The sequence below is a fragment of the Rhizobacter sp. genome, from assembly GCA_019635355.1.
Lineage (GTDB): Bacteria > Pseudomonadota > Gammaproteobacteria > Burkholderiales > Burkholderiaceae_C > Rhizobacter.
Genome location: JAHBZQ010000001.1, coordinates 1272741 through 1298335 on the forward strand (window position 1 = coordinate 1272741; position 25595 = coordinate 1298335).

The 25595-nt window shown below is 68.0% G+C and carries 20 protein-coding genes; 16 read left to right on the plus strand and 4 right to left on the minus strand.

Features of this window, described 5'->3' with window-relative positions; genetic code table 11:
• Positions 1–192: 192 nt before the first annotated feature.
• The 3 genes from KF892_05670 to KF892_05680 all read right to left on the minus strand — a co-directional run bounded on the left by KF892_05670 (position 193) and on the right by KF892_05680 (position 3859).
• Entirely contained in the window at positions 193–2613 is a 2421-nt protein-coding gene (locus tag KF892_05670) for a penicillin acylase family protein (GenBank protein MBX3624480.1), read from the minus strand.
• Positions 2614–2714: 101 nt separating this feature from the next.
• A complete protein-coding gene (locus tag KF892_05675; protein MBX3624481.1) occupies positions 2715–3353 on the minus strand; it encodes a LysE family translocator in 639 nt (212 codons plus the stop codon).
• The gene (locus KF892_05680) at positions 3353–3859 is read right to left on the minus strand and encodes a DUF1993 domain-containing protein (protein ID MBX3624482.1); all 507 of its coding nucleotides are present in this window, start codon (positions 3857–3859) and stop codon (positions 3353–3355) included. The genes KF892_05675 and KF892_05680 overlap by 1 nt, the downstream gene beginning before the upstream one ends.
• A gap of 102 nt (positions 3860–3961) precedes the next feature.
• Here KF892_05680 and KF892_05685 point away from each other — a divergent pair, with 102 nt between their 5' ends.
• Both KF892_05685 and KF892_05690 read left to right on the plus strand, forming a co-directional pair.
• Positions 3962–4972, plus strand: a complete 1011-nt coding sequence (locus KF892_05685) for a D-2-hydroxyacid dehydrogenase family protein (GenBank protein MBX3624483.1) — start codon at positions 3962–3964, stop codon at positions 4970–4972.
• Positions 4969–6186, plus strand: a complete 1218-nt coding sequence (locus KF892_05690) for an MFS transporter (protein ID MBX3624484.1) — start codon at positions 4969–4971, stop codon at positions 6184–6186. The genes KF892_05685 and KF892_05690 overlap by 4 nt, the downstream gene beginning before the upstream one ends.
• 7 nt (positions 6187–6193) lie before the next feature.
• Here KF892_05690 and KF892_05695 read toward each other — a convergent pair whose 3' ends face one another.
• A complete protein-coding gene (locus KF892_05695; GenBank protein ID MBX3624485.1) occupies positions 6194–7177 on the minus strand; it encodes an aldo/keto reductase in 984 nt (327 codons plus the stop codon).
• A 166-nt stretch (positions 7178–7343) separates the two neighbouring features.
• Here KF892_05695 and KF892_05700 point away from each other — a divergent pair, with 166 nt between their 5' ends.
• From KF892_05700 to xylA, 14 genes are all read left to right on the plus strand, one after another.
• Complete coding sequence (locus KF892_05700; protein MBX3624486.1) at positions 7344–8411, plus strand: substrate-binding domain-containing protein; 1068 nt, start codon at positions 7344–7346, stop codon at positions 8409–8411.
• Between the two features lie 165 nt (positions 8412–8576).
• Entirely contained in the window at positions 8577–10250 is a 1674-nt protein-coding gene (locus KF892_05705; protein MBX3624487.1) for an alpha glucosidase, read from the plus strand.
• A gap of 9 nt (positions 10251–10259) precedes the next feature.
• Complete coding sequence (gene ugpC, locus KF892_05710; GenBank protein MBX3624488.1) at positions 10260–11345, plus strand: sn-glycerol-3-phosphate ABC transporter ATP-binding protein UgpC; 1086 nt, start codon at positions 10260–10262, stop codon at positions 11343–11345.
• A 112-nt stretch (positions 11346–11457) separates the two neighbouring features.
• Positions 11458–12651 carry a maltose/maltodextrin ABC transporter substrate-binding protein MalE gene (gene malE / locus KF892_05715; protein MBX3624489.1) on the plus strand — a complete coding sequence of 398 codons (1194 nt, stop codon included), beginning with the start codon at positions 11458–11460 and terminating at the stop codon, positions 12649–12651.
• 18 nt (positions 12652–12669) lie between these two features.
• The gene (gene malF / locus KF892_05720; GenBank protein ID MBX3624490.1) at positions 12670–14211 is read left to right on the plus strand and encodes a maltose ABC transporter permease MalF; all 1542 of its coding nucleotides are present in this window, start codon (positions 12670–12672) and stop codon (positions 14209–14211) included.
• 14 nt (positions 14212–14225) lie between these two features.
• The gene (gene malG, locus KF892_05725; GenBank protein MBX3624491.1) at positions 14226–15116 is read left to right on the plus strand and encodes a maltose ABC transporter permease MalG; all 891 of its coding nucleotides are present in this window, start codon (positions 14226–14228) and stop codon (positions 15114–15116) included.
• Positions 15113–16747, plus strand: a complete 1635-nt coding sequence (locus KF892_05730) for an alpha-amylase (protein MBX3624492.1) — start codon at positions 15113–15115, stop codon at positions 16745–16747. The genes malG and KF892_05730 overlap by 4 nt, the downstream gene beginning before the upstream one ends.
• Before the next feature lie 114 nt (positions 16748–16861).
• On the plus strand, positions 16862–18133 hold the full coding sequence (locus KF892_05735; GenBank protein MBX3624493.1) for an ROK family protein: 1272 nt from the start codon (positions 16862–16864) through the stop codon (positions 18131–18133).
• Positions 18134–18178: 45 nt separating this feature from the next.
• Positions 18179–19201 carry a D-xylose ABC transporter substrate-binding protein gene (xylF, locus tag KF892_05740; GenBank protein ID MBX3624494.1) on the plus strand — a complete coding sequence of 341 codons (1023 nt, stop codon included), beginning with the start codon at positions 18179–18181 and terminating at the stop codon, positions 19199–19201.
• A 165-nt stretch (positions 19202–19366) separates the two neighbouring features.
• Positions 19367–20548, plus strand: coding sequence for an ABC transporter permease (locus tag KF892_05745; GenBank protein ID MBX3624495.1), 1182 nt, complete (start codon positions 19367–19369; stop codon positions 20546–20548).
• Between the two features lie 14 nt (positions 20549–20562).
• Entirely contained in the window at positions 20563–21333 is a 771-nt protein-coding gene (locus tag KF892_05750; protein MBX3624496.1) for a sugar ABC transporter ATP-binding protein, read from the plus strand.
• Between the two features lie 78 nt (positions 21334–21411).
• Complete coding sequence (locus tag KF892_05755) at positions 21412–22677, plus strand: extracellular solute-binding protein (protein ID MBX3624497.1); 1266 nt, start codon at positions 21412–21414, stop codon at positions 22675–22677.
• Between the two features lie 20 nt (positions 22678–22697).
• Positions 22698–24167 (plus strand): xylulokinase, encoded by a 1470-nt coding sequence (gene xylB / locus KF892_05760; GenBank protein MBX3624498.1) that lies wholly within the window; start codon positions 22698–22700, stop codon positions 24165–24167.
• 36 nt (positions 24168–24203) lie between these two features.
• Positions 24204–25517: a xylose isomerase gene (gene xylA / locus KF892_05765; protein MBX3624499.1), complete on the plus strand. Its 1314-nt coding sequence runs from the start codon at positions 24204–24206 to the stop codon at positions 25515–25517.
• Positions 25518–25595 lie beyond the last annotated feature (78 nt).

Below are 25595 nucleotides of genomic sequence, written 5' to 3' on the forward strand. Positions count from 1 at the left end.
CACTGCGCTCGGGCACGCATGTGCACGTCCCTGCAGGCATGCCCCCAGGGTCTCGCGGGAAGGGCGTGGGGTGAACGGCGGAGTGAAGTATTAGGAGGAATTTGGTGACCCGGGAGGGTCACCAAAGGGGGACATGAACGGAGCCGTTCACCCCGCGCCCTTCCCGCCGCGCCAACCGACGCAAGCGAGAACTCAGGCAGCCCGAGGCTTCAACACCAGCACCCGCTTCGCCGGCTCCGCCGCCCACACCGGCACACCCTGCACCTCACGCCAGCGGTCCATGAAGCTCCTGTACAGCGGCGAAAAGACGATCCCCGACTGCCCCGTCGAATGCATGAAGCGCGACTTGCTCGGGTCCGCCAGGTCATACACCGCGCGAAACGACGGCCCGTGTTCATCGAGGTACAGCTCGCCCGTGGTCGCATCCGGTTTCTGCGACACCCGCGATACGTTGACCGTGTAGGTGTCGCCACCCACCGGCGTGCGCAGCTCGAAATACTTCGCGAGCAGCTTCACCCGGCTGAACGGCCGGTGCTCCGAACGCGCCTGGTGCGCCTTGCCCCACTGCCACTTCGACACATCCGCCCCCTGCAGGGCTTGCAGCTCGTCGAGGGCGCGGGTGAACGCGGCGTTGACCTGGTCCTGGCAGCTCTCTTGCGCCGGGGTGCCCTTGTCGTCGCACCACCAGGCGTCGTTGCGATCCAGCGCGCCTTCGAGCGCCTCGCGGAAGCTGCGGGTGGCGATCAGCTTGTCGAACTGGGTGGCGCCCACCTCGTCGCGGAAGAGGCCCACGGTGAGCTGCCGCGCCCAGGCCCAGGCGATGAGCGGCGCGGCCTTGTCGGCGGCCATCGTGCCGTCGAACGCGGCCAGCTCCTTCTGCGCAGCGCCTGCCAGTGCGTGCGGCGACTGCGCCTTGCGCAGGAAGGGCAGCAGCCGCTGCGTGCCGAGCGACAGCACATCGGCCTGCATCGCCTGCAGGCTCTCCAGGCTGTGCTTGGGCTTGGCATCGAGCAGCTGCTCGATGCGCTGCTGCCGGTACGGCGCGGCCCATTCGCTGGTCAGGAAGTGCGGGTAGTCGGCCGCGTGGATGCGCTGGTTGGCGGTGGCGATCCAGCCGCGCGGCGGGTCGGTCTCGCGGGGCGTCCACGTCGGCTCGAGCACGCCGGCCCAGTCGTAGCGGGCGTCCCAGCCCGGCGCGGGCACCAGGCCCTTGAGGTCGTTTTCCGGCTTGCGCACCGGCACGCGGCCGGCCGACACCATGCCGATGTGGCCGTCGACGTCGGCCACCACCATGTTCTGCATCGGTGCCAAGTGCTTGCCGGCGGCGGCGATGAACTCGGGCACCGAACGCGCGCTGTTGAAGGCGAGCGCGGCGTCGAGCGTGCCGCTGTCCTTGTCGAGCGCCGTCCAGCGCATGGCCAGCACGTAGGCGGGGCGCGACGACGAGACGATGCCCTCGGTGGCGCCGCCCACGTCGGAGATCACCGGCCCGTGCCGCGTGCTGCGTGCGGTGAGCGTCACCTCGCTGCCGCCGCGCACCTTGATGGTTTCGGTGACGCTCGCGAACTTGGCCCAGCCCTCGGGCGTCTGGTACTCGTTGGCATCGTTGGGGTTGACGCGCTCGAGGTAGAGGTCTTGCACGTCGGGCCCGGTGTTGGTGAAGCCCCAGGCGATGCGCTCGTTCTGGCCCAGCACCACCATTGGCAGGCCCGGCATGGTGGCGCCGGCCACCTTGAAGCCGGGCGCTTCCATGCGGGCGAAGTACCAGAGCGCCGGGGCGGTGAGCTTCAGGTGCGGGTCGTTGGCGAGCAACGGCTTGCCGCTCTCGGTGTGCGAGCCGTGCACCACCCAGTTGTTGGAGCCCACGCCTTCGATGCCCGACTCGGGCGCCGCGCTGAGCGCCGTCTGGCCGAGGTTGGCGTTGAGCTTCAGGTTGCGGTAGAGCGCGGCGTAGTCGGCGGTCGGCAGCGGCTTCTCGCCGGGATACGGCGGCAGCAGCTCCTGGATGCGCTCAACCGGCATCTGCAGGGCCATGCGAAGCCGCAGCAATTCACCCGACCAGTTGGCGCCCAGGTCCCAGGCCATCATCGTGGCCCAGCCCATGCTGTCTTCGGGCACCCAGGGCTCGGGCTGCACGCCGGTCAGCATGAACTCGGGCGGGCGGGCGCTCAGCTCGTTCTGCACATAAGCGTTGATGCCGGCGGCGTAGGCGGTGAGCGCGGCGCGGCCTTCGGCGCTGACCTGTTCCCACTGTTGGGCGGCCATGCGGCGCACGCCCAGGGCGCGCAGGAACTTGTCGGTCTCCAGCGCCGATTCGCCGAAGGCTTCGGACAGGCGGCCGCTCGCGATGCGCTTGTGCGTCTCGAGCTGCCAGAGCCGGTCTTGCGCGTGCACGTAGCCGAGGCCGAAGAAGGCGTCGTCACGCGAGGCGGCCTTGATGGTCGGGATGCCGTCGGCGTCACGCTCGATGCGCAGCTCGCTCTTCGGGCCGCTTTGCAGCGTGATCGTGCCCTGGGTGGTGGGCAGAACGCGCCGGCTGTAGATCCACAAGGCCACGGCCACGATCAGCGCCAGCCACAGCAGCGCCCAGGCGCCGCGACGTATCCATTTCATGTGTTGTTGTCCTGTCTCCATCGAACGGGACAGAGCGTAACCGGATGCACGCTGCGCAGGCCATCCTGCGAAACGACGAACGCTGCGCCGTATTGCCGGTCTCAGCGGCTGCTGACGGCGAGCCGCAGGCCCAGCCCGATGAACATCGCCCCCGCGGCACGCTGGCACCACAGCCCGAGGCGGCTGCCCTGCACCTGCTGCGCGAAGCGCTCGCGCGCGGTGCCGGCGAGCCAGGCAAAGGCGAGCGTCACGAGCGTGCCGTTGACGGTGAAGACGAGGCCGAGCAGCCCGAAGCCCAGTGCCTGGTGCGGCGCATTCGGCGTCATGAACTGCGGCAGGAAGGCGAGGAAGAAGAGCGCCACCTTGGGGTTGAGCGCATTGGTGAGCACGCCGCGCCAGAACACGCGGCGCGCGTCGAGCGCCACCGGCTGCTGGGCCTCGCGCAGGCGCGCCCGCAGCATGCCGAGGCCCATCCACACCAAGTAGCCGGCGCCGGCCCACTTCACGAGGTTGAAGGCCAGCTCGGAGCTGGCCAGCAGGGCCGACAACCCGACCGTCGCGAGCGCCACGTGGAAGAGGCAGCCGGCGCCAATGCCCAGCGCCGCCAGCAGGCCCGCACGGCGCCCGCCGCTCGCGGCATGGCCGGCCACGTAGAGCATGTCGGCACCCGGCGTGATGTTGAGCAGCAGCCCGGCCGCGATGAACAGCGGCAGGTCGTGCACCCCGAGCGCCTCGAGCATCAGAGGCCCGCCAGAAAATCGCTCTTGCCGAGCTCCACACCGTTGTGGCGCAGCAGGGCGTAGGCGGTGGTCACGTGGAAGTAGAAGTTGGGCGTGGCGTAGTGCTTGAGGTAGGCCTCGCCTTTCATCACGAGCACGCCGTCGCGGCGGGGCACGTTGATGTCCTTCTCTTCAGTACCCGCGATCTGCTCGGCCGGCACCGATTGAACGAACGCGATCGTCTTGGCGATGCGTGCCTTCAGGTCGCCGAGGCTTGCCTCGTTGTCGTCGTGCTTGGGTGCCTCCACGCCACCCAGGCGGGCGATGCAGAACTTGGCCGTGTCGCAGGCGATCTGCACCTGGCGGGTGAAGGGCAGCATGTCGGGGGCGAGGCGCGACACGAGATAGACGGCCGGGTCGAACTTCTTCGCCTGCGCATGGGCCTCGGCCTTCTCGATGAACTTGCTCAGGTTGGTGAGCATGCGAACGAACATGGGCACGCTGGCCGAGTGCATGGTGATGGGCATGGGGAATCTCCGTTGTCGTCTTGGTACTTTTGAGAGGCCGGATGCTACTGTGGACGGGGCACAATCGACGGGTCCTTCCGAGATGGCCTCACAGCGCACCTGATGAACATCATCATCCTCGACGACTACCAAGACGCGGTGCGCAAGCTCAAGTGCGCCGCGCGCCTCGAACACCTCAACGCCAAGGTCTTCACCAACACCGTCAAGGGCATCGGCCAACTCTCGGTGCGCCTGCGCGACGCCGAAGTGCTGGTGCTGATCCGCGAGCGCACCCACTTCCCGCGCCAGCTGCTGGAAAAACTCCCCAAGCTCAAGCTGATCGCCCAGACCGGGCGCGTCGGCCCGCACATCGACGTCGACACCTGCACGCGCCTGGGCATCGCGGTGGCCGAGGGCACGGGCTCGCCGGTGGCGCCGGCCGAGCTGACCTGGGCGCTGATCATGGCCGCCATGCGACGCCTGCCGCAGTACATCGGCAACCTGAAGCACGGCGCCTGGCAGCAGTCGGGGCTGAAGTCGGCCTCGATGCCGGCCAACTTCGGCATCGGCATGGTGCTCAAGGGCAAGACACTCGGCATCTGGGGCTACGGCCGCATCGGTGAACTGGTGGCCGGCTACGGCCACGCCTTCGGCATGAAGGTGATCGTGTGGGGAAGCGAGTCCTCCCGCGAGAAGGCCGTGGCGGCCGGCCACACCGCCGCCGAGTCGCGAGAAGCCTTCTTCGAGCAGGCCGACGTGCTGAGCCTGCACAAGCGCCTGTCCGACGAGACGCGCGGCATGGTCAAGCTCGACGACCTGACGCGCATGAAACCGACTGCGCTGCTCATCAACACCTCGCGCGCCGAGCTGATCGAAGAAGGTGCACTCGTCTCGGCCCTCAACCGCGGCCATCCCGGCATGGCGGCCGTCGACGTGTTCGAGAGCGAGCCCATCCTGCAAGGCCACCCGCTGCTGAGGTTGGAAAACGCCATCTGCACACCGCACATCGGCTACGTCGAGCAAGACAGCTACGAGATGTACTTCGGCGCCGCCTTCGACCACGTCGTCAACTTCGTGAACGGCAACCCGACGGGCATCGTGAACCCCGCGGCACTGAAGGTTCTTCGCGGATGACGGCCACGGCGGCCCTCACGCCGCACCAGCAAGTCACCCGCGCCCGCTGGGCGCTGATGGCCGGCAACTTCGCCATCGGCTGCGGCGTGATGGTGGTGGCCGGCTCGCTCAACGACCTCATCCGCTCGCTCGGGGTGAGCGTGGCGCTCGGCGGGCAATTGATCTCGATCGCCGCGGTGATGATGTGCTTCGGCGCCCCGGTGCTCGCCGCCCTGCTCGGCCACTGGGACCGGCGCCGCCTGCTGGTGCTGGCGCTCGTGTGGTTTGCCATCGGCCACGGGCTCTCGGCCATCGCGCCCAACTACGCGCTGCTGCTGCCGCTGCGAGCGCTGTGCGTCGTGGCCGCGGCCGTCTACACGCCGCAGGCCGCCGCCGCCATCGGCTTCGTGGCGCCGCCCGAGGAGCGCGGCCGCTCCATCATCTTCATCTTCCTCGGTTGGTCGGTCGCCTCGGTGGTGGGCATGCCGGTGCACAGCTTCATCGGTGAAGCCTTCGGCTGGCGCTATGCGTTCGGGCTCGTCACCGTGCTCTCGGCGGGCGCGGCCTGGTGGGTGTGGGTGGTGATGCCCGACGGCATCAAGCCGCCGACCATGCGGCTGGCCGAGTGGCGCGAGGTGTTCACGCACCCGGTGCTGATGGCGATCATCCTCGTCACGGCCCTCTCGGGTGCGGGGCAGTTCACGCTCTTCGCCTACATGGCGCCCTACTACCGCCAGGTGATCGGGGCCAACGCGGCCGAGACCAGCTTTCTCTTCTTCTGGACCGGCGCCTTCGGCCTGCTCGGCAACCTGCTGCTCTCGCGCTACATCGACCGCGTGGGGGCGGCGCGCATCGTGGCGCTCGCGATGATCGGCACGGCCTTCAGCATGCTGATCTGGCCGCTCGCGACCGGCGTGATCACGATGGCGCTCGTCATCCTGCCGTGGGGCCTGGGCGGCTTCGCCTCGAACTCGGCGCAGCAGGCGCGGCTCGGCTTGGCGGCGCCGCACCTCGCCACTGCGCTGATGGCGCTCAACTCATCGGCCATCTACCTCGGCCAGGCGGTGGGTGCCGCGGGCGGCGGCATCGTGGTCGCTGCGCACGACGCGCTCGGCGAATCGGGCCACGACCTCTACAAGAACCTGCACTGGATCGCGCTCGCCTGGACGGTGGTCGCCATTTCGCTGAGCGTGTGGGCCCAGCGCCAGACGATCAAGCTCGGCGGGAAGGTCTGAGCCGCGTTCACCAGCGCTGGTGCACGTAGGGCTTGGCGAAGCGCTCGTAGACCTGCTGCACCGCGGCCATCGTCTCGGGCGTGATCGGCGGCAGGTCGGCCGCCGCGGCGTTGTCTTCCACCTGCTTCGGCGAGCGCCCGCCGGGAATGCTGCAGGTCACGGCCGGGTGCATCTGGATCCACCGCAGCGCGAACTGCGCCAGCGTCTGGCCGGCGGGCACCAGAGGCTTCAGCGCTTCCACCGCCTGCAGGCCCAATTCGAAGTCGAGGCCGGAGAAGGTCTCGCCCTTGTCGAAGGCCGCACCCTCCCGGTTGAAGTTGCGGTGATCGTCTTGCGCAAACGTCGACTCGCGCGTGAGCTTGCCGGTGAGCAGCCCTGACGACAGCGGCAGCCGCGCGAGGATGCCCACGCCGCGGCGCTGCGCCTCGCCGAAGAAGAGATCGGCGGGCCGCTGGCGGAAGATGTTGTAGATGATCTGGATGGACTGCACGCCGGGGTACTCGATCGCCTTCAGCGCCTCTTCCACCTTCTCGACGCTCACGCCGTAGTGGCGCAGCTTGCCGGCCTTCACCAGGCCGTCGAGCGCGTCGAACACCTCGGGCCGGTACAGCACCTCCACCGGCGGGCAGTGCAGCTGCAGCAGGTCGATGGCCTCGACTTCCAGGTTCTTCAGGCTTCGCTCGATGAAGGCGGTGAGATTGGCCTTGTTGTAGCCATCGGCGATGTGCGGCGACAGACGCCGGCCCGCCTTGCTCGCCACGTAGAACGGCTCCGAGCGCTCGCGGCGCAGGCACGCGATGAGACGCTCGCTGTGGCCGTCGCCGTACACGTCGGCGGTGTCGAAGAAATTGATGCCGAGGTCGAGCGCGCGGTGCAGCGCCTTCATCGACGCTTCGTCGTCCACCGCGCCCCAGGTGCCGCCGATGGCCCAGGCGCCGAAGCTCACGGTCGACACATTCCAGCCAGTGCGGCCGAGGGGGCGGTATTGCATCTGAGTCTCCTGCGTTCGTGCTGTCTGATGAGGCGCGCAGGATAGGCAGACGCATCGCCCACGTCCAATCTCGATTGCAATGGGCGCGATGCCGTAACCGGCATGTATCGCGAATCATCCTGCTCGGCCAGCGAGGCTATAGTGCCCGCGACTTTCCGAGACCCCGATGGCTTCCGACGAGACCCCCTCCGCACCCACCGGAGCCCGCAGCGGCCGGGTGCGCCTGACGCTCGCCGACGTGGCCGCCACCCTCGGCATCAGCCGCACCACGGTCTCCAACGCCTTCAACCGGCCGGAGCAGCTCTCGAAGGAGTTGCGCGAGACCATCCTCAGCACCGCACGCGAACTCGGCTACTTCGGCCCCGACCCGAAGGCCCGCGCGCTGCGCCGCAAGGAGTTGCGCGAGGTGGCGCTCGTGTTCCACCACGACCTGCCCTACGCCTTCAACGACCCGCTCACGCTCGACTTCATGCGCGGCGTGGCGCGGCAGCTGCAGCAACGCGGGCTCACGCTGCAGCTCATCCCGATGTTCTCGCGGCAGATCGAGCCCACGCTCGACGTGGCCTTCAAGACCACCGCCGATGCGCTCATCTTCCATGCCGAGGTGGCGCCGGAGTTCGCCTCGATGGTGCGTGCTGCGCCACTGCCGCTGGTGGTGGTCGACACCATGGTGCCCGGCGCGCCCTCGGTGTGCCTCGACGACCGGCGCGGCGCCGAGCTTGCGATGGCGCATGCGCTCAAGGCCCAGCCCGACGTGGTGCTGGTGCTCTGTTTCTTCGTGGCCGAAGAGCCGATGAAGCGCGCCCAGGCTGCGCGTGCGCCGCGCAGCCCGTTCAACACCTGCGAGCGTGTGGCCGGCTACGCGCAGGCGGCACGGCGCGCGGGCTTCGACGCCTCGCGCATCGTCTGGCACATCGTCGACGACGGCGACCCCGAAGCCGCCGCGCTGCGCGCGGTGGAGCAGGAGCGTGCGCGCCTCAGCAAGCACCAGCGCATCGCGGTCGTCGCGATGAGCGACCGCATCGCACTCGCCGCGATGGGCGCCATGCGCACCTGGCCGAAGGTGGAGCTGGTCTCGGTGGTCGGCTTCGACGACATCCCCGCGGCCGCCGCGGCCGGCCTCACCACCGTGCGGCAAGACGGCGTCGAAAAAGGCGAAAGCGCCGTGCGTGTGGTGCTCGACGACGAACCGTCGGTCGTGCTGCCCTTGACGCTGGTGCCGCGCGACACCTGAAAACCCGTACCTCAGGTACATCCCGAGACCTAGGGTTAGCCCGCTCTTTCTCGATTCAGAAGCTTCACTAAAGTCGCGCTCAGCCTGAAGTCGAGGCATTCGCTGGGTGTAACTGCGTTACATCTGAATCGTTCAAGAGCACAAGAAATCGTCCCCGCACAACCCATGAAGAGCGAGCCCCAGACCGCGCTGGCCCCGGCGTCCCACGACCGTGATTGGTGGCGCGGCGCCGTCATCTACCAGCTCTACCCGCGCAGCTTTGCCGATGCGAACGGCGACGGTGTCGGCGACTTCGCCGGCATGGTCGAGCGCCTTCCCTACGTGGCGAGCCTGGGCGTCGACGCCATCTGGGTGTCGCCTTTCTTCCGCTCGCCGATGAAGGACTTCGGCTACGACGTCAGCGACTACCGCGACGTCGACCCGCTCTTCGGCACGCTGCAGGATTTCGACAGCCTCGTCGCGAGGGCTCACGCGCTCGGACTGAAAGTGATCGTCGACCAGGTGCTCTCGCACAGCTCCGACCAGCACCCCTGGTTCATGCAGAGCCGCGCGAGCCGCGACAACGCCCGCGCCGACTGGTACGTGTGGGCCGACCCCAAGGCCGACGGCACCCCGCCCAACAACTGGCTCAGCATCTTCGGCGGCTCGGCCTGGCAGTGGGACACGCGCCGCCGCCAGTACTACCTGCACAACTTCCTCGCGAGCCAGCCCGACCTCAACTTCCACAACCCCGAGGTGCAGGCGCAACTGCTCGACGACCTGCGCTTCTGGCTCGACCGTGGCGTGGACGGCTTCCGCTTCGACGCCTGCATCTTCCACTTCCACGACCTCAAGCTGCGCGACAACCCGCCGGCGCAGAAGGCCGACACGCTCTCGGTGCCCGCCTCCAACCCCTACAGCTTCCAGCGCCACCTCTACGACAAGACGCAGCCCGAGAACATCGGCTTCCTGCAGAAGATCCGCACCCTGCTCGACGAGTACGGCGCCGCGAGCGTGGGCGAGATCGGCGACGACGACTCGATCAAGACCATGGCTGCCTACACCAGCGGCGGCGACAAGCTGCACATGGCCTACAGCTTCAACCTGCTGGCCACCGAGAGCAGCGCGGGCTACATCCGCCGCCAGGTGGAAGAGCTCGAAGCGCAGATCGCCGACGGCTGGACGAGCTGGTCCATCGGCAACCACGACGTGCCGCGTTTCCTGAGCCGCTGGGGCGGCGTTGGCGCGACGGCCGACTACACCAAGGTGGCGCTCGCCATGCTCGCCTCGCTGCGCGGCAGCGTCTGCTGGTGGCAGGGCGACGAGCTCGCGCTGACCGAAGCCGACATCCCCTACGAGAAGATCCAGGACCCTTACGGCATCACCTTCTGGCCCGAATTCAAGGGCCGCGACGGCTGCCGCACGCCGATGCCGTGGTCTCGCGAGCTGGTGCATGCCGGCTTCAGCGGTGGGCGCGAGGTCGAGCCCTGGCTGCCCGTGCCGGCCGAGCACGCAGCGCGCGCGGTCGATGCGAGCGAAACCGACCCGGCCTCGCCGCTGCACTTCATGCGAAGGCTCCTGGCCTGGCGCAAGACGCAGACGCGGTTGCTGCGCGGCGGCATCCGCTTCGTCGACGTGCCTGAGCCGGTGCTGGCCTTCTATCGTTCGCCCGACGACGGCGGCCCGGAGCTGTTGTGCATGTTCAACCTCGGGCGCACGGCCATCGAGATCGCGGCACCGGCCAAGGGGCTGCGGCAGATCCTGACGCGCGTCGACGAGCATCTGGAAGCCACCCTCCACGGCGAGCGCATCACCCTGCCGGCGCATGGTTTCTTCTACGGGCAGCACAGCAGCGTCTAAGGTCCCGTCATGGCCACCCTCAAGCTCAGCGGTTTGCGCAAGTCCTACGGCGAGGTCGAGATGCTGCACGGCATCGACCTCGACGTGAACGACGGCGAATTCCTCGTCTTCGTCGGCCCGTCGGGCTGCGGCAAATCGACGCTCCTGCGCTGCATCGCCGGCCTGGAGGAGATCACCGCCGGCGAGCTGTACATCGGCGAACGCCTGGTCAACGAGGTGCCGCCCGCAGAGCGCGGCATCGCGATGGTGTTCCAGAGCTACGCGCTCTACCCGCACATGAGCGTGGCCGAGAACATGGCCTTCGGCCTGCGCCTGGCCGGCTACAGCAAGCAGGAAATGAAAGACGCCGTGCATCGCGCCGCGCAGACGCTGCAGATCGAGCACCTGCTCGACCGCAAGCCCAAGGCGCTCTCCGGCGGCCAACGCCAGCGTGTGGCCATCGGCCGCGCCATCGTGCGCAAGCCCGGGGTATTCCTCTTCGACGAGCCTCTCTCCAACCTCGACGCCGCCCTGCGCGTGCAGATGCGCGTGGAGCTCTCGCGCCTGCACCGCGAGCTGCGCACCACCATGGTCTACGTGACGCACGACCAGGTGGAGGCGATGACGCTCGCCGACCGCATCGTGGTCGTCAACGCCGGGCGCATCGAACAGGTCGGCGCGCCGCTCGATCTCTACCACCGCCCGGTCAACAAGTTCGTCGCCGGCTTCATCGGCTCGCCCAAGATGAACTTCCTCGACGTGACGCTGGGAGACGCGGACCACGTGGTGCTGAAGGACGGCAGCGTCGTGCCCGTGTCGCCGAGCAGCGACGCCGCACGCACCGCCGCCGTCGGCAAGCCCGTGACGCTCGGCATCCGCCCCGAGCACATCGTCGCCAACAGCACCGCTGCCGATGGCGCGGTGAAAGCCACCGTGCAGCTCGCCGAGCACCTGGGCGACACCACCTACCTGCACCTGCTGGTGCCCGGCGCGCCCGAGCCCCTCACCGTGCGCACCGCGCCCGACAACCCGCTCAACACCGGCGACACCGCGTGGCTGCACCTGCCACGCGAGCGCTGCTTCATCTTCGACGAGCAGGGACGCACCCTGCCATGACCTCTGACCCCCGCTCCGTTCGCACTGAGCCTGTCGAAGTGCAGCGCATGGCTTCGACAGGCTCAGCCCGAACGGATTGAATCCCGCAGATCACAACCAGGAGACACACAGCATGCAGACCAAACGCACCCTCCTCGCGGCCGCGGCCGCCCTCACCCTCGGCGCCGCCTTCGCGCCGCTCGCGCAGGCCGCCGAGCCCGGCAAGCTGCTCGTCTGGATCAACGGCGACAAGGGCTACAAGGGCATCATCAAGATCGGCGAGGAGTTCACCAAGAAGACCGGCATCCCGGTCACGGTCGAGTACCCCGAAGACGCACCGAGCAAGTTCCAGGCAGCCGCGGCCGCCGGCAAGGGCCCCGACATCTGGATCTGGCCGCACGACCGCATCGGCGAGTGGATCGAAGGCGGCCTGCTGCAGCCGGTGACGCCGAGCAAGAAGGTGCAGGCCGACATCGACCCGCTGGCCTGGAAGGCCTTCACGGTCGGTGGCAAGACCTGGGGCTACCCGCTGTCGGTGGAAGCCGTGGCGCTCGTCTACAACAAGGCGCTCGTGCCCACCCCGCCCAAGAGCTTCGAAGAGGTGATCGCGCTCGACAAGAAGCTCTCGGCCTCGGGCAAGAAGGCCATCCTCTGGGACTACAACAACACCTACTTCACCTGGCCGCTGCTCGCCGCCAACGGGGGCTACCCGTTCAAGCAGAAGGCCGACGGCACCTACGACGCCAAGGACACCGGCGTCAACAACGCCGGCGCACTGAAAGGCGCCGAGCTGCTGTCGAAGATGATCAAGGACGGCGTGATGACCAAGGGCGCCAATTACGCCGAGATGGAAGCCGGCCTTGCGCAGGGCAAGGTGGCGATGATGATCAACGGCCCCTGGTCGTGGGACAACCTGAAGAAGGCCAACGTCAACTTCGGCGTCGCCAAGATCCCGACCGTCGCCGGCAAGAAGGCCGCGCCCTTCGTCGGCGTGCTCGGCGCGATGGTCACCAAGGCCACGCCCAACAAGGATCTGGCGGTCGAGTTCCTCGAGAACCACATGCTCACCGTCGACGGCCTGAAGAAGATCAACGACGACGTGCCGCTCGGCACGCCGGCCAACAAGGCCTTCTTCAACGAGCTCAAGAACAACCCCAACATCCAGGCCACGATGGCGAGCGCACAAGACGGCGCGCCGATGCCCAACAACAAGGAGATGGGCCGCTTCTGGTCGTCGATGGCCTCGGCGCTGCAGAACATGACCGAGGGCCGCCAATCGCCCAAGGAAGCCATGGACGCCGCCGCCAAGCGCATCGCTGCACCCTGAGCCGTCACGTAGCGGGCCATGCCGACACACAAGAAAAACTCGCCGCGCTGGTTCGGCCCGCTCATCCTGATCGCGGCCCTGCTGGCCGCGCTCTACATCGTGGTGGTGGTCCACGCAGCAGGCCAGACGCTGCTGGCCGCCACCCTTCTCTTCATCACCGCGCTGGCGGCTTGGCTCTACACCACGCCACGCTTCTATGCGTGGCGCTATCTCTTCCCGGGCATCGCGGCAGCGATGGTGTTCGTGGTGTTCCCGATGCTCTACACCATCGGCATCGGCTTCACCAACTACAGCTCGGCCAACCTGCTGAGCTTCCAGCGGGCCACGCAGTACCACCTCGACGAGACGGCGCCCGCCGAGGGTGACCCGCTCGCGTTCACGCTGCATGCGGATGGCCCCGAGTTCCGCGTGCGCCTGAGCGACCCCGACGACGAAGCGAGAGCCTGGGTCTCGGGACCGCTCGCACTCAAGAACAACGCCCCGCTCAAGCTCGCGGTCGAGCCGGCACCACAGGTGAAGCTGCCGCTCGGCGAGCCGCTGCCCCTGCGCGACGTGATCCAGCGCCAAGCGGCGCTCAAGGCCCTGACCTTCGCGCTGCCCGACGGCCGCCAGGTGATGATGACCGGCCTGCGCCAGTTCTCGGGCCTGGAGAAGGTCTACGAGCAGCGCGAACCTGGCGTGCTCGTCAACAAACGCACCGGCGAGCTGCTGAAGGCGAACCACAGCACCGGCTTCTACGAGAAGGCCAACGGCGAGCGCGTGACACCCGGCTTCCAGGTCGGCGTGGGCTTCGACAACTACCGCCGGATCTTCACCGAGCCCGCCTTCCGCGAGCCCTTCCTGCGCATCTTCGTGTGGACGGTCGCCTTCGCCGCGCTCACCGTGCTCTTCGCCGCCTCGCTGGGCATGCTGCTCGCCGTGCTGCTGAACTGGGATGCGCTGCGCTTCAAGGGCGTCTACCGCGTGCTGCTCTTCCTGCCGTATGCGGTGCCGGGTTTCATCTCCATCCTCGTGTTCCGCGGGCTCTTCAACAACAATTTCGGCGAGATCAACCTGATCCTCGATGCGCTCTTCGGCATCCGCCCGACCTGGTTCTCCGACCCGACGCTTGCGAAGGCGATGCTGCTCATCGTCAACGTGTGGCTGGGCTACCCCTACATGATGTTGGTGTGCATGGGGCTCATCCGCGCGATTCCCGCCGATCTGTACGAGGCCTCGGCGGTGGCCGGCGCGGGGCCGCTGACCAACTTCTTCCGCATCACCGCGCCGCTCGTGATCAAGCCGCTCACGCCGCTGCTCATCGCCGCCTTCGCGTTCAACTTCAACAACTTCGTGCTGATCTCGCTGCTCACCGGCGGGCGGCCCGACTTCCTCGACACCACCGTGCCCGCCGGCACCACCGATCTCCTGGTGTCGTACACCTACCGCATCGCCTTCGAAGATTCGGGCCAGCAGTTCGGCCTGGCTGCCGCGGTCTCCACCGTCATCTTCCTGATGGTCGCGGCGATCTCGATGGTGCAGATCAAGTTCACGCGGATCGCGCGCGATCCGGCGCGCTGAAAGGAACACGGCACATGGCCATCGTCGTCGCCAAATCGCAGCGCTGGCGTGTGCTGCTGGCGCATGCCTTCCTGATCGGTCTCGTGATCGTCACGATCTTCCCGTTCCTGATGATCCTGTCGATCTCGTTCCGGCCCGGCAACTTCGCGACCGGCAGCTTGATCCCCGACCGCATCAGCCTCGAACACTGGACGCTCGCGCTGGGCATGTCGTACACCGCCCCCGATGGCAGCCTGGTGCAGCCCACCTTCCCGGTGCTGCGCTGGCTGTGGAATTCGGTGAAGGTGGCCGCACTCACCGGCCTCGTCACGCTGCTGCTCTCCACCACCGCGGCCTACGCCTTCGCGCGCATGAAATTCCGCGGCAAGGAAGCCTCGCTCACGGGGCTGATGCTGGTGCAGATGTTCCCGAGCGTGCTGGCGCTCGTGGCCATCTACGCCATCTTCGACCGCATCGGCAACGTCTTCCCCGCCTTCGGCATCGACAGCCACTGGTCGCTGCTGCTCGCCTACTCGGGCGGCATCGCGCTGCACGTGTGGACCATCAAGGGCTACTTCGACACCATCCCGGCCGAGATCGAAGAGGCCGCGAAGGTCGACGGTGCGACGCCGTGGCAGGCCTTCCGCATCGTGCTGCTGCCCATGGCGCTGCCCATCCTGATGGTCGTCTTCCTGCTGGCCTTCGTGGGCGCGATCATCGAGTACCCGGTCGCCTCCATCCTGCTCAACGAGCAGGCCAAGCTCACGCTCGCGGTCGGCTCCAACCTCTTCCTCTACGAGCAGAAGTACCTGTGGGGCGACTTCGCGGCGGCGGCCATCCTCTCGGGCCTGCCGATCACGGTCGTCTTTGTGCTGGCGCAACGATGGATGATCTCGGGCCTCACCGCCGGGGGCATCAAGGGATGAAGCGGCTGCTGGGCCTGCTGCTCGCCGTGCTGGCTGCGGCGGCAGCGGCGAGCCCCGGCCGCTTCGCCGACAACCCCATCGTCTACTTCGTCATCACCGACCGCTTCTTCAACGGCGACCCGTCGAACGACACCGCCTATGGCCGCACACGCGAGGCCAAGCCCGAAGACGACGTGGGCACCTTCCACGGCGGCGACCTGAAAGGCCTCACCGCGAGGCTGAAGGAAGGCTGGTTCCGCGAACTCGGCGTCAACGCGATCTGGATCACCGCGCCCTACGAGCAGATCCACGGCTGGGTGATCGGCGGCAACAAGGCCTTCAAGCACTACGCGTACCACGGCTACTACGCGCTCGACTACACCGTGCTCGACAAGGCGATGGGCACGCCGGCCGACCTGCGCGAGCTGGTCGACACCGCGCATGCGCAAGGCATCCGCATCCTCTTCGACGTGGTGATGAACCACCCGGGCTACCTCGACCTCCAGACCGCGCGCGAAGTCGGCCTCAAGGTGCTGTGGCCGGGCTCGGAGAAGGCGACGCTGGCCAACTACCACTCGTTCATCGACTACAACAACTTCGCCTTCGGCGACTGGTGGGGCCGCGACTGGGTGCGCGCCGGCCTGCCGGGCTACCTCGACGGTGGGCGAGACGAACTCACCAAGCAGCTGGCCTTCCTGCCCGACTTCCGCACCGAGAGCACGGCCCATGTGACGCTGCCGAAGTTCCTGCGCGACAAGCCCGACACCCGCGCCCGCGACCTGCCCGAGACCACCGTGCGCGGCTACCTCGTCGCCTGGCTCGTGCAGTGGGTGCGCGAGTACGGCATTGATGGCTTCCGCGCCGACACCGTCAAGCACGTCGAGCCGGCCGCGTGGGCCGAGCTGAAAGCCGCCGCCACGACCGCGCTCGCCGAATGGAAGAAGGCCAATCCCGACAAGAAGATCGACGCCGAGCCCTTCTGGATGGTGGGCGAAGACTGGGGCAAGGGCCCGCAGCGCGACCCGCTGCACGACAGCGGCTTCGACGCCCTCATCAACTTCGACTTCCAGAACGTGGCCCTGCGCGACCCGCAACCCGAGAAGCTCTACGCGAGCTACGCCAGCCTGCTGAGCGGGCGGCCAGGCTACAACACGCTCAGCTACCTGTCCTCGCACGACACCGAGCTCTTCGACCGCAAGCGCCTCGCCGATGGCGCCGCCTGGCTCATGCTCGCCCCGGGCGGGGTGCAGATCTACTACGGCGACGAGACACGCCGCCCGCCCGGCCCCGCCCCGAGCAGCGACCCGCAGCAGGCCACCCGTTCCGACATGAACTGGGGCAACGTCGACACGAGCCTGCTCATGCACTGGCGCAAGCTCGGCCAGTTCCGCCGCGCGCACGTGGCGCTGGCTCGCGGCGCACACCAGAAGCTGGCCGACAAGCCCTACACCTTCAGCCGCATCGATGCGGCCAGCGGCGACCGTGTCGTCGTCGCGATGGAAGCGAGCGATGCCGAGCACATCGTCGTCGGCGATGTCTTCCCCGACGGCAGCACCGTGCACGACGCTTACAGCGGAGAGACCGCCCTCGTGCACCGGGGCCGCGTGGCGCTGCGCGCCGGGCACTGGGTGCTTCTCGAACCTGTTCGCTGACGAAACGGCGCAGAAACTGCGTTCAGGGTAAGCCCCCATGGAGAAATAAAACACCGAAATAAAATGCCGCCATGTTTCGAGCCTGACCCGGGCTTCGACGTCTGAACAGCGGCCATGACCCGTCTCCAGTCCAAGCAGATCTCGCTGCTGCACCTCTACCAGGTGCTGCACACCGTGCGTCTCGGGCGTTCGCCCGTGTCGCGCGCCGAGATCGGCCAGGCCACGGGCTTGAGCCAGCCGGCGGTCTCTTCCCTCACCCGCCGCCTGTTGGAGAGCGGTGCGCTGATGGAAGTCGGCGCGCGCCCTTCGCTGGGCGGTGGCCGCCGCGAGCGAGAGCTGGCGGTGAACCCCGATTTCGCCTGGGTCGTCGGCGTGAAGGTGTCGATGCACCAGATCACCCTCGCCCTCGTCGACTTTGCCGGTGGCGTGCGCGACACCTTGAAGGTGCCCATTTCCGCCCCGATGACGCAGGCCGCGCTGGTGCAGCGCCTGGTCAAAGAGATCAAGGCCTGCCTGGCCGGCGCCGACCCGCAGGTGCGCCAGCGCCTGGCCGGCGTGGGCGTGGCGGTGCCGGGCATGGTCGACTCCTTGCGTGGCGAGGTGCACTGGTCGCCGCTGCTCAAGCCGGGCCGCAAGGAGGAAGCCGCCCCCCTCGCCGCCCCGCTCACCGACGCTTTGGGCGTGCCGGTGATGATCGAGAACGACGCCAACATGCTGGCGCTGGCCGAGCAATGGTTCGGCCAGGCGGCGCGCCTGTCCAACGTGGCGGTGGTCACGCTGGAGCACGGCCTCGGCCTCGGTCTCGTGCTCGACGGAGAACTCTTCCGCGGCCACTCGGGCCTCGCCGCCGAGTTCGGCCACATCCAGGTGGTGCCCGATGGGCGCGCCTGCCGCTGCGGCAAGCAAGGCTGCCTCGAAGCCTACGTGGCGCACAGTGCGGTGGTGGGCCAGGGCCAGGAGGCCGGGCTGCTGCCCGCGGGCGAGCTGGGCTCGGGCGAGATCGAGACCGCGTATGTGGAGCTCGCCGCCAAGGCCCGCGCCGGCAACCGTCGCGCACGCCAGATCTTCGAACAGCAAGGCGAGCTGCTCGGCCGCTGGCTGGGCAACATGGTCAACCTGCTCGCGCCGCAGCTCGTGATGCTCGACGGCATGCAGGAGGGCACCGAGCTCTTCCTCGACTCGCTCCGGCGCGCGATGCACGAGTCGCTCGCCATCCCGCACCGCCAGCGCGAGCTGCTGGTGGTGCACCACCGCGGCGACGAGACCTGGGCGCGCGGCGCGGCATCGCTGGTGCTGCAACGCCTGGACGAGTCTGCAGAGATTCTCGAATCGGTGTCACGGCACGGCTTCGAGACTGAACCCGACGGGCCCAGACCCGTCACCTGATCCCCCAAACGCGCCTCGAGCGCAATCACAACGCACGGAGACATCATGAAACTCACCCACGCACTGTTTGCCACTGCTCTGACAACGTTTTCAGCGCTCGCTGCCGCCCAGACGGTCGTCGGCGTGAGCTGGTCCAACTTCCAGGAAGAGCGCTGGAAGACCGACGAGGCCGCCATCAAGGAGCAGCTCGCCAAGCTCGGCGCGAGCTACGTGAGCGCCGATGCCGGCGGCTCGCCCGAGAAGCAGCTGGCCGACGTCGACGGCCTGATCGCCAAGGGCGCGAAGGCGCTGATCATCCTCGCGATGGACAAGGACGCCATCGTGCCGGCACTCGCCAAGGCCAAGCAGCGCAACATCCCGGTCGTCGCCTACGACCGCCTGATCGAGCAGCCCGGCGTCTTCTACATCACCTTCGACAACAAGGAAGTCGGCCGCCTGCAGGCCAAGGGCGTGTTCGCCGCCAAGCCGAAAGGCAACTACGTGATGATCAAGGGCTCGCCCACCGACCCGAACGCCGACTTCCTGCGCGCCGGCCAGGGTGAAGTGCTCGCGGCCGCCATCAAGAAGGGCGACATCAAGATCGTCGGCGAGGAGTACACCGAAGGCTGGAAGCCCGAGGTTGCGCAGAAGAACATGGAGCAGATCCTCACCCGCAACAACAACAAGGTCGACGCGGTGGTGGCCTCCAACGACGGCACGGCCGGCGGCGTGGTGGCAGCGCTCTCGGCGCGCGGCATCAAGGGCGTGCCCGTGTCGGGCCAGGACGGCGACCATGCCGCGCTCAACCGCGTGGCCCTCGGCACGCAGACCGTCTCGGTGTGGAAAGACGCCCGCGTGCTCGGCCGTGAAGCCGCTGCCGCCGCGGTGACGCTCGCCGCCGGCAAGAAGGTCGACGGCTCGGTGGTCTGGTCCGACGGCGAGAAGAAGGTGCCGATGACCTCGAAGTTCCTGGCGCCGGTGGCCATCACCGCCAGCAACCTCGACGTGGTCATCAAGGCCGGCTGGGTCAGCAAGGACGTGGTGTGCAAGGGCGTGGCCGCGGCCACTGCGCCGGCCGCCTGCAAGTAAGCAGCACTTCCTGTTCGGAAGACGCCCCGCAGCCCTCCCATCCGTTCGGGCCCCAGCCCTCCCACCCGTTCGGGCTGAGCCTGTCGAAGCCGCGCGCTGCACTTCGACAAGCTCAGTGCGAACGGAGACGGGTGGCGGGGCATCTCCAGGGTCCTAGGCTCTACCATGTCCCTCCCTCTCCAGATCAGCGCCCTCGACCTGCGGCTGTCGCTCATGGCGACCGTGCTCGCGGTGATGGCCGTGGTCTTCCACCTGCTGACCGGCACCTTCCTCACGCCGGAAAACCTCTACAACATCGCGCAGCAGACCGCCGTAGTGGGCATCGTCGCGACCGCCGTCGCCCTCATCATCGTGGCGCGCCAGATCGACCTCTCGGTCGGCTCCGTCATGGGCTGCGTGGGCGTGCTCATCGCCTTCCTGCAATACACCTCGGGCTGGCACTGGGTGCCGGCCTCGCTCGCGGGCCTGGCGCTCGCGCTCGTCGTCGGCCTCTACCAGGGTTGGCTCACCGCCTACCTCGGCGTGCCCTCCTTCGTGGTCACGCTCGGCGGGCTGATGTCCTTCCGCGGTGCGGCCTTCCTGATTGCCGACGGCAAGACGCAGCCGATCACCGACCCCACCTTCCTCGCGCTCGGCGGCGGCCTCGACGGCTCGCTCGGCCCCGCGCTCAGCTGGGCGCTCGGTGCGGCGCTCTCGGCACTCGTGATCTTCAACACCGCCGCTCGCCGCCGCAGCAAGCGCAGCCACGGCTTCACCGTGCGCCCGCTGTGGTTCGACGCCGCGTTCACCGGCCTCGTGTTGGCGATGCTGCTCGGCTTCGTGGCCGTCACCTGCTCTTATCAACTGCCCGGCAAGGACGCCGCCCAAGGCGTGCCCATCCCCGTCGTGATCTGGGGCGTGGTCGTGATGGGCATGGCCTTCATCGTGCGGCGCACGCGCTTCGGCCGCTACGTCTACGCCATCGGCGGCAACCCGGAAGCGGCGCTGCTCGTCGGCATTCCGGTGAAGCGGGTGATGCTGATGCTCTTCCTGCTGCTGGCGGTGCTCGTGACGATCGCCTCGGTCGTCTCGGTCGCCCGCCTCAACGCCGGCACCAACTCGCTCGGCACGAACATGGAGCTCTACGTGATCGCCGCGGCGGTGATCGGCGGCGTGGCGCTGTCGGGCGGCAGCGGCACCGTGCTCGGCTCGGTGCTGGGCGCACTCATCATCCAGTTCCTCGAAAGCGGCCTCTTGCTGCTCGACGTCGGCATCGGCCAGCGCATGGTCATCATCGGCCAGGTGCTGATCGTGGCGGTGGTGTTCGACGTGCTCTACCGCCGTTGGACCGGGGAGCGTCTGACATGAACACCCCCATGCCCATGACCGCCCCGCTCGTTGAAATCAAAGACGTGCACAAGGCCTTCTTCGGCGTGCGTGCCGTCGAAGGCGTGAGCCTCAGCGTCTACCCCGGCGAAGTGGTGGCCGTGCTCGGCCACAACGGCGCCGGCAAGTCCACGCTGATGAAGATGCTGGCGGGTGCCTTCCCCATCGACAGCGGCGAGATCCTCGTCAACGGCCAGCCCGCGAAGATCGACACGCCTGCGGATTCGCAAGCGCTCGGCATCGAGACCATCTACCAGACGCTCGCACTCGCCGACAACCTCGACAGCGTGGCCAACCTCTTCCTCGGCCGCGAGCTGCTCACACGATTCCGCACGCTCGACGACGACGCGATGGAAGTCGCCGCACGCGAGGTCTTCCACCGCCTCAACCCCAACTTCAAGAACATCCGCGTGCCGGTGCGCTCTCTCTCGGGCGGCCAGCGGCAGGTGGTGGCCATCTCGCGTGCCCTCTACTTCAACGCCCGCGTGCTCATCATGGACGAGCCCTGCGCCGCGCTCGGCCCCGAGGAGACGCGCATGGTCCACGAGCTCGTGAAGAAGCTCAAGGCACAGGGCGTCGGCATCTTCCTGATCACCCACGACATGCCCGACGTGTTCGGCCTTTCCGATCGCCTCACGGTGATGAAGAACGGCCGCACCGTGGGCACCTACAAGACCGCCGAGGTCACCGAGGACGAAGTGCTCGGAATGATCATCGGCGGCAAACCACTGCCCGGCAGGACCAGCTCTCCACCACAGAGCCCCTGACCGGCAGATTTCAAAACGCCTGTTCTCCGCCAACACCACCACCTTCCTTTTCTTCATCCAGAACACAGGAGACAAACCATGCACACACTGACCAAGCGGGCCGCGCTTCAGCGCCTGGTCATCGGCACGGCTGCCGCCGTTGGCGCCTTCGGCGCCCAGGCGCAGACCACGACGCTGACCGTCGCGTCCTTCCCAAGCTTCGACCTGGCCGTGAAGGCCGCGATCCCGTTGTACAAGAAGGTCAACCCCAACGTGGAGATCAAGCTCGTGAGCCTGGCCTTCGCCGACCACCACACCGCGATGACCACCGCGCTCGCCGCCGGCGGCAACGTGCCCGACGTGATGGGCGTGGAGCTGAGCTACATCGGCCGGCTCGTCGAGTCGAAGGGCCTGGAAGACCTGGGCAAGCCGCCCTACAACGGCATGGCGCTGGCGCCGAAGTTCGCCAAGTTCACCGTGCCGCTGGCCATGAGCGGCTCGGGCACGCTCGCGGCCATCCCGGCCGACATCGGCCCCGGCGCCCTCTTCTATCGCAAGGACATGCTCGACAAGGCCGGCGTCTCCGAGGCCGACCTCACCAAGAGCTGGGAGTCGTACATCGAGGCCGGCAAGAAGGTGAAGGCCGCGACGGGCGCCTACCTGATGGCCGATGCGGTCGACATCAAGGACATCTACATCCGCTCGGGGCTCAAGGCCGGCGAAGGCATCTATTTCGACAAGAAGGGCCAGCCGCTCGTCAACACGCCGCGCTTCCAGAAAGGCTTCGAGCTGGCCAAGGCCGCGCGCAACGCCGGCATCGACGCCAAGGTCAAGGCCTGGTCGCCCGAGTGGGGCGAAGGCTTCAAGCGCGACAAGGTCGCCTCGCAAATGATGGGCGCGTGGCTCGGCGGCCACCTGAGCAACTGGCTCGCCCCCGACTCCAAGGGCCAGTGGCGCTCGGCCCAGCTGCCCAACGGCGCCTTCGCCTCGTGGGGCGGCTCGTTCTACGCCATTCCGCAGAAGGCGCAGAACAAGGCCGCGGCCTGGGAGTTCATCAAGTTCATGACGACCAACAAGGAGATGCAGATCGAGGCTTTCCGCAAGCTCGATGCCTTCCCCGCGCTGGTCGAGGCGCAGTCCGACCCGTTCGTCAACGAGCCCATCGAGTACTTCGGCGGCCAGAAGGCACGCCAGCTCTGGAAGGTCTCGGCCGACAAGATCCAGGCCATCGCGGTCGACAAGTACGACCCCGTCGCCAACGAGATCGTCAACGCCGAACTCGACAAGGTGCTCGAGCAGAACAAGGACATCAAGACCGCCTTGGCTGACGCGCAGTCGGCGATCAAGAAGCGCGTGCGTCGCTGATGCACTGACGGAGCCCCAGCATGTACCTCGGCATCGACCTCGGCACCTCGGAGGTCAAGCTCGTGCTGCTCGCCACGAGCGGCAGCATCGTCGCGCAGGCCGGCGTGAAGCTCGGCATCTCGCGGCCCCACCCGGGCTGGAGCGAGCAGGCGCCGGCCGACTGGTGGGCCGCCACGCAGGCCGCCGTGGTGCAGCTGCGCCAGCAGGCGCCGCAGGCGTGGGGCGCCGTGCGCGCCATCGGGCTTTCGGGCCAGATGCACGGCGCCGTGCTGCTCGATGCGCATGGCGAGGTGCTGCGCCCTGCCATCCTCTGGAACGACCTGCGATCTGCGCAGCAGTGCGAGGGCCTCACAAGGGCCCTTCCCACCCTGCCGCAGATCGCCGGCAACCTCGCGATGCCGGGCTTCACCGCGCCCAAGCTCGCATGGGTGCGCGAGCATGAGCCAGGCGTCTTCGAGCGGGTGGCCAAGGTTCTGCTGCCGAAGGACTACTTGCGCTTTCGCATGACGGGCGCCTTCGTCAGCGAGATGTCGGATGCGGCCGGCACGCTGTGGCTCGACGTGGCCAAACGCGCGTGGTCAGAGGAGCTGCTCGCGGTCACCGGCCTCACCCGTTCGCACATGCCCGAGCTGGTGGAGGGCAGCGCCGTGTCGGCACGGCTGTCGCCCGAGGTCGCGTGGGCCTGGGGCCTGCCGCCGTCGACGATCGTCGCCGGTGGCGGCGGCGACAACGCGGCGAGCGCGGTCGGCATCGGCGCGGTGAAGCCGGGCGACGGTTTCCTCTCGCTCGGCACGAGCGGCGTGCTCTTCGTCGTCAACGACCGTTTCCGCCCCAACCCGGCGTCGGCCGTGCATGCCTTCTGCCATGCGCTGCCGGGGCGCTGGCACCAGATGGCGGTGATGCTCTCGGCGGCCTCGTGCCTGCATTGGGTGACGCAGCTCACCGGCGCCGGAAGCGAAGCCGCGCTGCTCGCCCGCACCGAAACCTTGACCGCGGCCGAGCGCCAGGCCGCACCGATCTTCCTGCCCTACCTCTCGGGCGAGCGCACGCCGCACAACGATGCCAATGCACGCGGCGTGTTCTTCGGCATGAACCACGACACCGATGCGCGGGCGCTTTGCCATGCCGTGCTCGAAGGCGTGGCCTTCGGGCTGCGCGACGGGCTCGACGCCCTGCGCGCGGCCGGCACCGACGTGGGGCCGCTTGCGCTCGTGGGCGGCGGTGCACGCAGCGCCTTGTGGGCGCAACTGCTCGCCGATGTGCTCGGCGTCGAGATCCGCACGCTCGACGGCGGCGAGGCCGGCGGTGCGCTGGGCGCCGCACGCCTGGCCTGGCTCGCCGATGGCGGCGACGAGGCCGAGGTGTGCCGCCCCCCCGCGCTGCGCGAGCGTTTCCTGCCCGACTCCGCGCGTGCCCCGGCGCTCTTCGCCCGCCACCAACGATTCCGCGGCCTCTATGTCGCCACCCGCGAGCTCTTCTCTTCCAACTGAGCGCGCGAACTGAACCCTTTCCCTGGAGAAGTACCCATGAGCTACCTGAAGACCATCGCCCCCATCAAGTACGAGGGCGAGAACAGCACCAACCCCCTCGCCTTCCGCTTCTACGACAAGGACCGTGTCGTGCTCGGCAAGCGCATGGAAGACCACCTGCGCTTCGCCGCCTGCTATTGGCACACCTTCTGCTGGAACGGCTTCGACGTCTTCGGCTACGACGGCAGCTTCCAGCGCCCGTGGCACAAGATGGCCGACCCGATGGAGGCCGCGCGCGCCAAGGCAGAGGTGGCCTTCGAGTTCTTCAGCAAGCTCGGCGTGCCCTACTACTGCTTCCACGACTTCGACGTGGCCCCCGAAGGCGCCACGCCGCGCGAGAGCACCGACCGCCTCCGCCGCATGGTCGACGTGCTGGGCGAACACCAGCAACGCACCGGCATGAAGGTGCTGTGGGGCACCGCCAACCTCTTCAGCAACCGCCGCTTCATGAGCGGCGCGGCGACCAACCCCGACCCCGAAATCTTCGCGATGGCCGCGCTGCAGGTGAAGGAGGCGATGGACGCGACGAAGAAGCTCGGCGGCGAGAACTACGTGATGTGGGGCGGCCGCGAAGGCTACGAGACCCTCATCAACACCGACATGAAGCGCGAGCTGGCGCAGATGGGTCGCTTCCTCTCGATGGCGGTCGACCACAAGCACAAGATCGGGCTCGAGGGCCCCATCCTCATCGAGCCCAAGCCGCGCGAGCCGACCAAGCACCAGTACGACTTCGACGTGGCCACCGTGTTCGGCTTCCTCAAGCAGTACGGCCTGGAGAAGGAGGTCAAGGTCAACATCGAGGCCAACCACGCCACGCTCGCCGGCCACAGCTTCGAGCACGAGATCGTGACGGCGCTCACCCTCGGCATCTTCGGCTCGCTCGACATGAACCGCGGCGACATGCAGTGCGGCTGGGACACCGACCAGTTCCCCAACAACATCCCCGAGACGGCGCTCGCGATGTACTACATCCTGCAGGCCGGTGGCTTCACCACGGGTGGCCTCAACTTCGATGCGAAGGTGCGCCGCCAGTCGATCGACGCGGAAGACCTCTTCATCGGCCACATCGGCGGCATGGACGTGGCGGCACGCGCGCTGCTGATCGCCGAGAAGATGATCCAGGACGGCGGCCATGCCCGCGCCGTGGCCGAGCGCTACGCCGGCTGGGACGGGCCGTTGGGCCGCGACATCCACGCCGGCAAGTTCGACCTCGCCGCGCTGGCCCAGCGCACGCTCGACCGCAACACCGACGTTGCGCCTCGCTCCGGCAAGCAGGAAGCGCTGGAGAACTGGTTCAACCGCTTCGTCTGATCCACGGCCCTCCCCTCCCCGTTCGCCCTGAGCTTCGAAGGGCCCTGCGGCATGCGCTGCCCTTCGACAAGCTCAGGG

Excerpts from the sequence above, each read along its gene's own strand:
- KF892_05670 (MBX3624480.1), bottom strand. The coding sequence starts at position 2,613 with ATGAAATGGATACGTCGCGGCGCCTGGGCGCTGCTGTGGCTGGCGCTG.
- KF892_05675 (MBX3624481.1), bottom strand. The coding sequence starts at position 3,353 with ATGCTCGAGGCGCTCGGGGTGCACGACCTGCCGCTGTTCATCGCGGCC.
- KF892_05680 (MBX3624482.1), bottom strand. The coding sequence starts at position 3,859 with ATGCCCATCACCATGCACTCGGCCAGCGTGCCCATGTTCGTTCGCATG.
- KF892_05685 (MBX3624483.1), top strand. The coding sequence starts at position 3,962 with ATGAACATCATCATCCTCGACGACTACCAAGACGCGGTGCGCAAGCTC.
- KF892_05690 (MBX3624484.1), top strand. The coding sequence starts at position 4,969 with ATGACGGCCACGGCGGCCCTCACGCCGCACCAGCAAGTCACCCGCGCC.
- KF892_05695 (MBX3624485.1), bottom strand. The coding sequence starts at position 7,177 with ATGCAATACCGCCCCCTCGGCCGCACTGGCTGGAATGTGTCGACCGTG.
- KF892_05700 (MBX3624486.1), top strand. The coding sequence starts at position 7,344 with ATGGCTTCCGACGAGACCCCCTCCGCACCCACCGGAGCCCGCAGCGGC.
- KF892_05705 (MBX3624487.1), top strand. The coding sequence starts at position 8,577 with ATGAAGAGCGAGCCCCAGACCGCGCTGGCCCCGGCGTCCCACGACCGT.
- ugpC (MBX3624488.1), top strand. The coding sequence starts at position 10,260 with ATGGCCACCCTCAAGCTCAGCGGTTTGCGCAAGTCCTACGGCGAGGTC.
- malE (MBX3624489.1), top strand. The coding sequence starts at position 11,458 with ATGCAGACCAAACGCACCCTCCTCGCGGCCGCGGCCGCCCTCACCCTC.
- malF (MBX3624490.1), top strand. The coding sequence starts at position 12,670 with ATGCCGACACACAAGAAAAACTCGCCGCGCTGGTTCGGCCCGCTCATC.
- malG (MBX3624491.1), top strand. The coding sequence starts at position 14,226 with ATGGCCATCGTCGTCGCCAAATCGCAGCGCTGGCGTGTGCTGCTGGCG.
- KF892_05730 (MBX3624492.1), top strand. The coding sequence starts at position 15,113 with ATGAAGCGGCTGCTGGGCCTGCTGCTCGCCGTGCTGGCTGCGGCGGCA.
- KF892_05735 (MBX3624493.1), top strand. The coding sequence starts at position 16,862 with ATGACCCGTCTCCAGTCCAAGCAGATCTCGCTGCTGCACCTCTACCAG.
- xylF (MBX3624494.1), top strand. The coding sequence starts at position 18,179 with ATGAAACTCACCCACGCACTGTTTGCCACTGCTCTGACAACGTTTTCA.
- KF892_05745 (MBX3624495.1), top strand. The coding sequence starts at position 19,367 with ATGTCCCTCCCTCTCCAGATCAGCGCCCTCGACCTGCGGCTGTCGCTC.
- KF892_05750 (MBX3624496.1), top strand. The coding sequence starts at position 20,563 with ATGACCGCCCCGCTCGTTGAAATCAAAGACGTGCACAAGGCCTTCTTC.
- KF892_05755 (MBX3624497.1), top strand. The coding sequence starts at position 21,412 with ATGCACACACTGACCAAGCGGGCCGCGCTTCAGCGCCTGGTCATCGGC.
- xylB (MBX3624498.1), top strand. The coding sequence starts at position 22,698 with ATGTACCTCGGCATCGACCTCGGCACCTCGGAGGTCAAGCTCGTGCTG.
- xylA (MBX3624499.1), top strand. The coding sequence starts at position 24,204 with ATGAGCTACCTGAAGACCATCGCCCCCATCAAGTACGAGGGCGAGAAC.